Origin of the sequence: Cellulomonas jepli (assembly GCF_047229345.1) — a bacterium.
Classification (GTDB): Bacteria; Actinomycetota; Actinomycetes; order Actinomycetales; family Cellulomonadaceae; genus Cellulomonas_A.
Genome location: NZ_JBFTER010000023.1, coordinates 42,167 through 51,794 on the forward strand (window position 1 = coordinate 42,167; position 9,628 = coordinate 51,794).

General features: G+C 73.3%; 8 protein-coding genes. 1 reads left to right on the top strand and 7 read right to left on the bottom strand.

Going from position 1 to position 9,628, the window contains the following annotated elements:
* Positions 1–107 precede the first annotated feature (107 nt).
* From cimA to AB6N24_RS07875, 6 genes are all read right to left on the bottom strand, one after another.
* Positions 108–1,739: a citramalate synthase gene (gene cimA / locus AB6N24_RS07850; RefSeq protein WP_412868852.1), complete on the bottom strand. Its 1,632-nt coding sequence runs from the start codon at positions 1,737–1,739 to the stop codon at positions 108–110.
* A gap of 413 nt (positions 1,740–2,152) precedes the next feature.
* Positions 2,153–3,265 carry a branched-chain amino acid aminotransferase gene (locus AB6N24_RS07855; RefSeq protein ID WP_412868853.1) on the bottom strand — a complete coding sequence of 371 codons (1,113 nt, stop codon included), beginning with the start codon at positions 3,263–3,265 and terminating at the stop codon, positions 2,153–2,155.
* Between the two features lie 109 nt (positions 3,266–3,374).
* A complete protein-coding gene (locus tag AB6N24_RS07860; RefSeq protein ID WP_412868854.1) occupies positions 3,375–4,424 on the bottom strand; it encodes a 3-isopropylmalate dehydrogenase in 1,050 nt (349 codons plus the stop codon).
* A 185-nt stretch (positions 4,425–4,609) separates the two neighbouring features.
* Positions 4,610–5,638 carry a ketol-acid reductoisomerase gene (gene ilvC, locus AB6N24_RS07865; RefSeq protein ID WP_412868855.1) on the bottom strand — a complete coding sequence of 343 codons (1,029 nt, stop codon included), beginning with the start codon at positions 5,636–5,638 and terminating at the stop codon, positions 4,610–4,612.
* Positions 5,639–5,719: 81 nt separating this feature from the next.
* A complete protein-coding gene (gene ilvN, locus AB6N24_RS07870) occupies positions 5,720–6,244 on the bottom strand; it encodes an acetolactate synthase small subunit (RefSeq protein ID WP_258723827.1) in 525 nt (174 codons plus the stop codon).
* 70 nt (positions 6,245–6,314) lie between these two features.
* Positions 6,315–8,177, bottom strand: a complete 1,863-nt coding sequence (locus AB6N24_RS07875) for an acetolactate synthase large subunit (RefSeq protein WP_412868856.1) — start codon at positions 8,175–8,177, stop codon at positions 6,315–6,317.
* A 405-nt stretch (positions 8,178–8,582) separates the two neighbouring features.
* Between AB6N24_RS07875 and AB6N24_RS07880 the strand changes: the two genes are divergently transcribed.
* Positions 8,583–9,383: a hypothetical protein gene (locus tag AB6N24_RS07880; RefSeq protein ID WP_412868857.1), complete on the top strand. Its 801-nt coding sequence runs from the start codon at positions 8,583–8,585 to the stop codon at positions 9,381–9,383.
* Positions 9,384–9,430: 47 nt separating this feature from the next.
* Here AB6N24_RS07880 and AB6N24_RS07885 read toward each other — a convergent pair.
* Positions 9,431–9,628, bottom strand: a 198-nt coding sequence (locus AB6N24_RS07885) for a YbdD/YjiX family protein (RefSeq protein ID WP_412868858.1), incomplete at its 5' end; no start/stop codon positions are given.

Sequence of the window (9,628 nt, forward strand, 5' to 3'; positions counted from 1 at the left end):
CGAGGGATAAGACTCCCTTGACCTTACGCTGACCGAGCGGTCGGCTGCAGGACCCGACCACCGCGCTTCCCCCGGGCCGCGGCCCGAGCGGCGACGCGCGGTCGCGGTCAGCTCGGGTCGACCCCGTGGTGGTACAGGCCCCAGATCGCCGAGTCGGTGAGCGCCTCCCACGACGCCTCGAGCAGGTTCGGGCCGACGCCGACGGTGCTCCAGGACGTCTGGCCGTCGCTCGACTCGATGAGCACCCGCGTCACCGCGTCCGTGCCGTGCATCGAGTCGAGGATGCGGACCTTGAAGTCGATGAGCTCGAACGACTCGAGCACCGGGTAGACCCGCACGAGCGCCTGCCGCAGCGCGTGGTCCAGGGCGTTGACCGGCCCGTTCCCCTCCCCGGTCGAGACGATGCGCTCGCCGCCCGCGTGCAGCTTGACGGTCGCCTCGGCCGTCGCGGGCACCCCGCGCCCGCCGGCCCGCTCGACGATCGCCCGCCAGCTCTCGACCCGGAAGTACCCCGGCCGCCCGCCGTTGAGCTCCTCGACCAGCAGCAGCTCGAACGACGCGTCGGCCGCGTCGTAGGTGTACCCCTGCGCCTCGGCGTCCTTGACCCGCTTGGTCACGCGCGCGAGGAGCTCGCCCTGCCCCGCGAGGTCGAAGCCGAGCTCGCGGCCCTTGAGCTCGATCGCCGCGCGCCCGGCCATGTCGGAGATCAGCATGCGCATGTCGTTGCCGACACGCCGCGGGTCGATGTGCTGGTAGAGGTCGGGGTCGACCTTGATCGCGCTCGCGTGCAGGCCGCCCTTGTGCGCGAACGCGCTGGCGCCGACGTACGGCTGCCGGGCGAACGGGGCGATGTTGGTGATCTCGCTGATCGCGTGCGCGATCCGCGTCATCTCGGGGAGGCCGCCGTCACCCTCGCCGTCGGTCGCGAGGAGCGTGCGGCCGTGCTTGAGCTCGAGGTTCGCGACGACGGCGAGCAGGTCGGCGTTGCCCGTGCGCTCGCCGTAGCCGTTGACCGTGCCCTGGACGTGCTCGCAGCCGGCCCCGACGGCCGCGATGGAGTTCGCGACGGCGCAGCCGGAGTCGTTGTGCGCGTGGATGCCGAGGATCGCGTCGGGGCCCACGGCCGCGCGCACCTCGGCGACGATCTCGGCGACCCAGTCGGGCAGCATCCCGCCGTTGGTGTCGCACAGCGTGACGACCTCGGCGCCGGCCCCGAACGCGCGTACCGCGGCCGACAGCGCGTAGTCCCGGTCGAAGCGGAACCCGTCGAAGAAGTGCTCGGCGTCGACGACGACCCGCCGGCCCTCGCGCACGAGCAGCGCGACCGTGTCGCCGATCATCGCGAGGTTCTCCTCGCCGGTCGTACGCAGCGCCCGCTCGACGTGCCGCAGGTCGCTCTTCGCGACGAGCGTCACCACGGGGGCCTGCGAGTCGATCAGCGCCCGGACCTGCGCGTCGTCCTCCGCCCGGACCCCGGGCTTGCGCGTCGACCCGAACGCCGCGAGCACCGCGTGCTTCAGGTCGAGCTCGGTGCGCGCCCGCGCGAAGAACTCGGTGTCCTTCGGGATGGCCCCGGGCCAGCCGCCCTCGATGAAGCCGACCCCCAGCTCGTCGAGCAGCGGGGCGATCGCGAGCTTGTCCGCGACGGAGAGGTTCATGCCCTCCTGCTGCGCGCCGTCGCGCAGGGTCGTGTCGTAGACGTGGAACGGGCGCGCGCCCTCGGTGCTGGGGTGGGTCACGATCGGCTCTCTCCGTGCGGTCGGTCGGACGTGCGTCGATCTCGGGGAACCGGCCTCGGCCGGCGGGTCCCGCCGGCGGGGTGGTGCCGGCCTGTCGTGTCAGTGTCGATCGACGAGCTGCCGGACGGGGATGGTGCCCGACAACAAAAAAACCCCCCGAGGATGCGGGAGGTCGGCGCGTCTGCGGGTGGGCAGACGCGCTACACGATGATGAGGCTGAGCTGTGTCACGCGCCACATCATGCCACAGCGCCTCGGCGGCCCCTCGTCCCTCTCGCCCGCTGGACACCCGCCCGCCGCGATGCCGCCGGCGCGCCCCCGTCCGCTCGCCGGGACGCCGCCGCGGGGCAGCCGCGGGCAGCCGCGGACCCGCCGGCGCGGCCGCCCGTGACGGACGGCCGCGACGGGCGACGGTCAGACCAGCCGGTGCAGCCAGCCGTGCCGGTCGGCGGCGCGGCCGTACTGGATGTCCGTGAGCTCGGTGCGGATGCGCGTGGTGAGCGCACCCGGCTGGCCGTCGGCCACGGTGTGCTCCCAGCCGCGGCCCGCGAGCCGGCCGATCGGGGTGATGACCGCTGCCGTGCCGCACGCGAAGACCTCGGTGATCGAGCCGTCCGACAGCCCCGTGAGCACCTCGGCGAGCGGGATGCGCCGCTCCTCGACGTCGTGGCCGGCGTCGCGGGCGAGCTGCAGGATCGACGAGCGCGTGACGCCCTCGAGGATCGAGCCGGAGAGCTCGGGCGTCGCGACCGTGCCGTCGGCGCGGACCACGAACACGTTCATGCCGCCGAGCTCCTCGAGCAGCGTGTTCGTCGCGGCGTCGAGGAAGCACACCTGGTCGTAGCCGTTCGCGGCGGCCTGCCGCTGGGGCAGGAGGCTCGCGGCGTAGTTGCCGCCGCACTTCGCGTCGCCGGTGCCCCCGGGGCCCGCACGGTGGAACTCGTCGTCGACCCAGATCGACACCGGCTTGACGCCGCCCGCGAAGTACGGGCCGACCGGCGAGGCGATCACGAGGAACTCGGCCTCGAGCGTCGGGCGGACGCCGAGGAAGGCCTCCGAGGCGTACATGAACGGGCGCAGGTACAGGCTCGCCTCGTCGCCGGTCGGGACCCACGCGCGGTCGGTCGCGACGAGCGCGGTGATCGCGCCGAGGAAGTCGGCCTCGGTGAGCACCGGGAGCGCGAGCCGGTGCGCCGACCGGGCGAGCCGGGCGGCGTTGGCCCACGGGCGGAACGTCCAGACCGACCCGTCCGGGTGCGGGTACGCCTTGAGGCCCTCGAAGATCTCCTGGCCGTAGTGCAGGACCGCGGTCGCGGGGTCGAGCTGCAGCGGCCCGTACCGCTCGACGCGGCGGTCGTGCCAGCCGGTGTCGTGCGACCACGAGACGCGCGCCATGTGGTCGGTGAAGACGGTCCCGAACTTCGGCGCCGCGGTCAGCGCGTCGCGCTCCGCGTCGGGGGTCGGGGTGTCCGTCGGGCGGATCTCGAACGTCGGCAGCTCGGTCGACGGGGACGTGTCGGTGCTCATGAGGGGGCCTTTCACCTGGGACGGTTCTGACGGTACCGGGTGAGACGGCCGGGTGGTCGGGGGACGTGCGCCGCGCGCCGGCCCGCCGCGGGAGCGGGCCGTGCGCGGGTCAGCCGCTGATGCGCGCGGCGAGGTCCTTGCCCACCTCGGCCGTCGACCGTACTCGCCCGAGCGAGCCGCGCTCGGCCAGGTCGGCGGCGACGGCGCGCTCGACGGACGCCGCGGCGTCGGTGAGCCCGAGGTGGTCGAGGAGCATCGCGACGGACAGGACCGTCGCGGTCGGGTCGGCCTTGCCCTGGCCCGCGATGTCCGGCGCGGAGCCGTGCACCGGCTCGAACATGCTCGGCGCGGTGCGGTCCGGGTTGATGTTGGCGGACGCGGCGAGGCCGATGCCGCCGGTGATCGCCGCGGCGAGGTCGGTGAGGATGTCGCCGAACAGGTTGTCGGTCACGATGACGTCGAAGCGCGACGGGTTCGTCACGAGGAAGATCGTCGCGGCGTCGACGTGCAGGTAGTCGACCGTGACGTCGGGGAACTCGGCGTTGACCGCGTCGACCGTGCGGCGCCACAGGTGGCCCGCGTGCACCAGCACGTTGTGCTTGTGCACGAGCGTGAGCTTCTTGCGCGGGCGGGCCGCGGCACGGGCGAACGCGTCGCGCACGACCCGCTCGACGCCGAACGCGGTGTTGACGCTCACCTCGTTCGCGACCTCGGCGGGCGTGCCGACGCGGATCGCGCCGCCGTTGCCGACGTACGGGCCCTCGGTGCCCTCGCGCACGACGACGAAGTCGACCTCACCGGGGTTCGCGAGCGGGGACGTCACGCCCGGGTAGAGCCGCCCGGGGCGCAGGTTGACGTAGTGGTCGAGCGCGAAGCGCAGCTTGAGCAGCAGCCCGCGCTCGAGGACGCCCGAGGGGACCTGCGGGTCGCCGATCGCGCCGAGCAGGATCGCCTCGTGGCCGCGGATCGCCTCGAGGTCCGCGTCCGTGAGCGTCTCGCCGGTCGCGTGCCAGCGGCGGGCGCCGAGGTCGAAGTCGGTGGTGCGCACCGTCACGTCGCTGCCGGCGAGCGCCGCGTCGAGGGCCAGCAGGCCCTGCTCGACGACCTCGGTCCCGATGCCGTCGCCTGCGATCACTGCCAGCTCGATGGTGCGCGTCATGCGGCCACCCTAGCGGGGCGTCCCACGTGCCGGGACGCACATCTCACTCCTCGACACACGCCGAGGGCGGCGCCCCGGGTGCGGGACGCCGCCCTCGGCGGACGTGCGGTGCGACGACGCCGCAGGCCGTGCGGGCCTGCGGGCCGGGCGAGGTGGAACGGGCGCGGCGGTCGGGCCGCGTCGGGTCAGCGCGCGGCCGAGCCCTCGACGTAGTCACCCTCGGTCGGCTTGACCCACGCGAACATCTTGCGCAGCTCACGGCCGGTCGACTCGATCGGGTGCGCCTCGCCCTTCGCGCGGAGCTCCTGGAACTCGGGGGCGCCGGCGTCCTGGTCGTCGATGAAGCGCTTCGCGAAGGCACCGTTCTGGATGTCCGCGAGGACGGCCTTCATGTTCTCCTTGACGCTCGGGTCGATGACCCGGGGGCCCGAGACGTAGTCGCCGTACTCGGCGGTGTCCGAGACGCTCCAGCGCTGCTTGGCGATGCCGCCCTCGACCATGAGGTCGACGATGAGCTTGAGCTCGTGCAGCACCTCGAAGTACGCGACCTCGGGCTGGTAGCCGGCCTCGGTCAGCGTCTCGAAGCCGTACTGGACGAGCTGCGACGCGCCGCCGCAGAGCACGGCCTGCTCGCCGAAGAGGTCCGTCTCGGTCTCCTCGGTGAACGTGGTCTTGATGCCGCCGGCACGCAGGCCGCCGATGCCCTTGGCGTACGAGAGCGCGAGCTCCCACGCCTGGCCGGACGCGTCCTGCTCGACCGCGACGATGACCGGCACGCCGCGCCCGTCCGCGTACTCGCGGCGCACGATGTGGCCCGGGCCCTTGGGGGCGACCATGACGACGTCGTGGCCGGCCTCGGGCGTGATGTAGCCGAAGCGGATGTTGAAGCCGTGGCCGAAGACGAGGGCCGCGCCGTCCTTGAGGTTCGGGGCGATCTCGTCGCGGTACAGGTGACGCTGCACCTGGTCGGGCGCGAGGATCACGACGACGTCGGCACCCTGGACGGCCTCGACGACGGGCAGGACCTTCAGGCCCTCGTTCTCCGCCTTGACGCGCGAGCTCGAGCCCTCGCGCAGGCCGACCGTGACGTCGACGCCCGAGTCGCGCAGGTTCAGCGCGTGCGCGTGCCCCTGGCTGCCGTAGCCGATGACGGCGACCTTCTTGCCGGCGATGAGGGACAGGTCAGCGTCGTCGTCGTAGAACAGCTCAGCCACGGTCGATCTCCTTGTTGGTGGGGGGTCGTGCAGAAGCGTAGGGCGGGGTGCTCCGGGTCCGGCGGGCCGGCCCAGGCGTGGTCAGGCGGTGCGGGAGACCCGCTCGAGCGCGCGGTCCGTGATCGAGCGCGAGCCGCGGCCGATCGCGACGGTGCCCGACTGGACGATCTCGCGGACGCCGAACGGCTCGAGCGCGTTGAGCAGGGCCGTCAGCTTGGCCGGGCTGCCCGTGGCCTCGATCGTCACCGCGTCGGGGACGACGTCGACGACGTGCGCGCGGAACAGCTGCACGACCTCGAGCACGTGCGTGCGCTGCGCGGCCTCGGCGCGGACCTTGACCAGCAGCAGCTCGCGCTGCACCGAGGACGCGTCCTCGAGCTCGACGATCTTGAGCACGTTGATCAGCTTGTTGAGCTGCTTCGTGACCTGCTCGAGCGGCAGGGCCTCGACGTCGACGACCACCGTGATGCGCGAGATCTCGTCGTGCTCGGTCGGGCCGACCGCGAGCGAGTGGATGTTGAACGAGCGGCGGGCGAACAGCCCGGCGACGCGCGTAAGCACGCCGGGCTTGTTCTCGACGAGCACCGACAGCGTGTGCCTGCTCATGCTGCACCTTCTCCAGGGGTCGACGGGGTCGTGACGGGGGCCGGCGTTCGGGGGCGACTGGGGCCGGGCATCAGTCCTCCCGGTCCCACGCCGGGGAGATCCCGCGCGCGTACTGGATCTCGTCGTTGCTCACGCCGGCCGAGACCATGGGCCACACCATCGCGTCGCGCGAGACCGTGAAGTCGACCACGACGGGCTGGTCGTCGATCTCCATCGCGCGCTTGATCGTCGCGTCGACGTCGGCCGTCGTCTCGCACCGCAGCCCCACGCAGCCGTAGGCCTCGGCGAGCTTGACGAAGTCGGGGACGCGCGCGGTGCCGTGGCCGGTGTGCAGATCGGTGTTCGAGTACCGCGACTCGTAGAACAGCGTCTGCCACTGCCGCACCATGCCCAGCGAGGAGTTGTTGATCACCGCGACCTTGATCGGGATCTCGTTGATCGTGCAGGTCGCGAGCTCCTGGTTGGTCATCTGGAAGCAGCCGTCGCCGTCGATGGCCCACACGGTCCGGTCGGGCTCGCCGACCTTCGCGCCCATCGCCGCGGGCACCGAGAAGCCCATGGTCCCGAGCCCGCCGGAGTTGAGCCACGAGTTCGGGCGCTCGTAGCGGATGAACTGCGAGGCCCACATCTGGTGCTGGCCCACGCCCGAGGCGAAGATCGACTCCGGCCCGGAGATCTCGCCGATCCGGCGGATGACGTGCTGCGGGGCGAGGTGGCCGTCGTCGGGCTCGTCGAAGCCCAGCGGGAACGTCTCGCGCCAGGCGTCGACCTGCTTCCACCAGCCCTCGAGGTCGGGCCGGCCGTGCTGCGCGTGCTCCTTGACGAGCTCGGGCAGCAGGTCGGCGAGGACTTCCTTGAGGTCGCCCACGATCGGCACGTCCGCGGCGCGGTTCTTGCCGATCTCCGCGGGGTCGATGTCGGCGTGCACGATCGTCGCGCCGGGCGCGAAGCTCGAGAGCTTGCCGGTCACGCGGTCGTCGAACCGCGCACCGAGGCTCACGATCAGGTCGGCCTTCTGCAGCGCCGCGACCGCGGCGACCGTGCCGTGCATCCCGGGCATGCCCAGGTGCTGCGGGTGGGAGTCGGGCAGCGCGCCGCGGGCCATGAGCGTCGTCACGACGGGCGCGCCCGACGCGTCGACGAGCTTGCGCAGGGCCTCCGACGCGCGCGAGCGGATCACGCCGCCGCCCACGTAGAGCACCGGCCGGCGGGCGGTCGCGAGCAGCCGGGCCGCCTCGCGGATCTGCTTCGCGTGCGGCTTCGTCACCGGGTGGTAGCCGGGGAGCTTGAGCTCCTGCGGCCACGAGAAGGTGGTGTCCGTCTGCATCGCCGACTTCGCGATGTCGACGAGCACCGGGCCGGGCCGGCCGGTCGACGCGATGTGGAACGCCTCGGCGATGACCCGCGGGATCTCGTCGGGGTCGGTCACGAGGTAGTTGTGCTTGGTGACCGGCAGCGTGATGCCGACGATGTCGGCCTCCTGGAACGCGTCCGTCCCGATGAGCGACGCACCGACCTGGCCGGTGATCGCCACGAGCGGGATCGAGTCCATGTGCGCGTCGGCGATCGGGGTCACCAGGTTCGTCGCGCCCGGGCCGGACGTCGCCATGCACACGCCGACCTTCCCGGTGGCGTGCGCGTAGCCCTGCGCCGCGTGGCCGCCGCCCTGCTCGTGCCGCACGAGGATGTGCCGGACGCGCTTCGAGTCCATGAGCGGGTCGTAGGTCGGCAGGATCGCGCCGCCGGGGATGCCGAAGACCACCTCGACGCCGGCCTCCTCGAGCGAGCGGACGATCGACTGGGCACCCGTGACGCGCTCGGGGCCGACGGCGACGTCGCGCGTGACCTCGGCGCTGCGCGGATCGGCGGTGACGCGCACGGAGGCCGGCGTGGCCGGCGTGCGCGGGGGTGCCGGGTGGGGACCCTGGACCATCGGTTTCTCCCTGGCTTCGGTGCTGGTGGAGCTCGGGTCGTGCTGTGCGGTGCTGTCGTCCGTCCGCGCGGGCGAGCCTGCCGCCGACATAGAAAAACCCCTCGGCCCGGAACGGGCTGGACGAGGGGTGAGCGCGCGACGAGACCTGGTGACGAGGTCGCCTCAGCCGGCGCGCTCAGGTACTACGAGAAGGAGGATCGTCTGCACGTCCGGGACTCTACGCCGCACCCGCGGGGATGTCACCTCACCCCGTGGCGCGTCTCGCATGGTGGTTCACGTGTCCGGCATACGGAAACGCTCGCCACGGCTCATGCGGCCCCCGGGCCGTGCCGATCTGGACGGCAGGAGGCCCCACGGGACCTCGACCGGATGCTGCCGTCGCTGCGGCGAGGAGGGAGGACGGCCATGCCCTCCACGCGTGCGCCCGCGCTCGTGGTCGCCGCCCTGCTGGTCCTCGCGGCGTGCGCCGGACCGACCCCCGCCGCGGACCCGGTACCCGTCGAGAGCTCGACGCCGGCGAGCTCCACGGCGAGCTCGGCGCCGACCGCGCCGGGCGGCGACGCGGGTGCGCCCCTCGAGCAGCTCGCGGACGCCCTCGTCTACGACCCTGCCGCTCTCGCGCTGCCCGCGGACGCCGGTGCGCACTTCGCCGCGGCGGACCTGAGCACGTTCGCGGCCCAGGCGATCGAGGCGTTCGACGTCGTGATGGAGACCTCGGAGCAGACGCAGCGGCCCGACGGCGACGGACCGCTCCTGCTCGCGTACTTCGAGCCCGTCGCCGTGCACCTCACGCCGTCGGCGTGGTCGCTCCTCGTGGACGCGTTCGAGTCCGGCGACCAGCCGACCGTCTCGGCGCTCGTCCCGTCGAGCGCGCTCGTCCCTCCCGTCGCGCCGGCCCCGGGCGCGGACCCCGCGGATCCTGGCGCTGGGGAGTCCGACCCGCCCCGCACCGCCGACGGCGCCGCCGCGACGGAGCAGGTCGGGAGCATCGAGCCCTACCGGCCGACCGGGCAGCCCACCGTGGAGCTCGTGGCGCCCGAGGCCGGCGCCGCACGCCTTGCCGTCACGTTCTCCTACCAGCGCGTCTTCGGCGCCCCCGACGGGGAGCGCGTCTACGACACCGACCACACCCTGTACCTCGTCCCGGTCGAGGGGCGGTGGCTCGTCGACGGCTGGCGGACGAGCTACCCGACGCTCGCGCCCTGAGCGCGTCGGGTCGGAGCGCGCCCGGCCCGCGGCTCGGACCACGGGGCTCAGCAGCAGCGCGAGCCCGGGTGCCGCGCGGTGTGCGCGTGCCGCTCGCGCCAGTACTCCCCGACGCCCAGCGGCGTGGCCCCCGGGGAGGTGCGCGCGAGGTGCGCGACGTAGCGCGCGTGGTCGTCGTCGCCCAGCAGCGCGCCCACGTACCAGCGCACCGCGCGCCACGCCCGGGCCGCCCGCGCCCGCACGCC

Excerpts from the sequence above, each read along its gene's own strand:
- AB6N24_RS07880 (WP_412868857.1), top strand. The coding sequence starts at position 8,583 with ATGCCCTCCACGCGTGCGCCCGCGCTCGTGGTCGCCGCCCTGCTGGTC.
- AB6N24_RS07875 (WP_412868856.1), bottom strand. The coding sequence starts at position 8,177 with ATGGTCCAGGGTCCCCACCCGGCACCCCCGCGCACGCCGGCCACGCCG.
- AB6N24_RS07855 (WP_412868853.1), bottom strand. The coding sequence starts at position 3,265 with ATGAGCACCGACACGTCCCCGTCGACCGAGCTGCCGACGTTCGAGATC.
- AB6N24_RS07860 (WP_412868854.1), bottom strand. The coding sequence starts at position 4,424 with ATGACGCGCACCATCGAGCTGGCAGTGATCGCAGGCGACGGCATCGGG.
- ilvN (WP_258723827.1), bottom strand. The coding sequence starts at position 6,244 with ATGAGCAGGCACACGCTGTCGGTGCTCGTCGAGAACAAGCCCGGCGTG.